General features: G+C 70.0%; 1 protein-coding gene. It reads right to left on the bottom strand.

Annotation, left to right across the window (positions count from 1 at the left end; translation table 11 throughout):
• Positions 1–364 (bottom strand): ABC transporter substrate-binding protein (locus tag RNC47_RS37355; RefSeq protein ID WP_311605331.1); only part of this gene is annotated, 364 nt, incomplete at its 3' end.
• Positions 365–387 lie beyond the last annotated feature (23 nt).

Raw genomic sequence — 387 nt, forward strand, 5'->3', positions numbered from 1 at the left:
CCTGGACATACCGGCGGACCTCGGACAACGACGTCCGCGGCCACACGTAGTCATCGCCGACGACGAACCACTTCCGGATGCCGAGGTTGTCGCGCATCCAGCGCAGCGCAGGCGCGATCTGCTGGTCGGGTGTCTCGCCGCAGCAATAGATCCCCCGCCGACGCTCACCGCCTTCGTACAGGGCGGGATACGAGTACGGCACCCGGCCGGCCACCACCGGCGCCAGGGCATGGCGCACTGACGAGATGTGCCATCCGCTCACGGCGTCGACATGCCCACCGTCGATCAGCCGCCGCACTTCGGCCGCCACCGCCGACGGAGGCGCGCCCCCGTCGACCACCTCGATGTGGACTTCGCGGCCCATCACCCCTCCGGCCGCGTTGAGGT

This window comes from Streptomyces millisiae, assembly GCF_031845425.1.
Lineage (GTDB): Bacteria > Actinomycetota > Actinomycetes > Streptomycetales > Streptomycetaceae > Streptomyces > Streptomyces millisiae.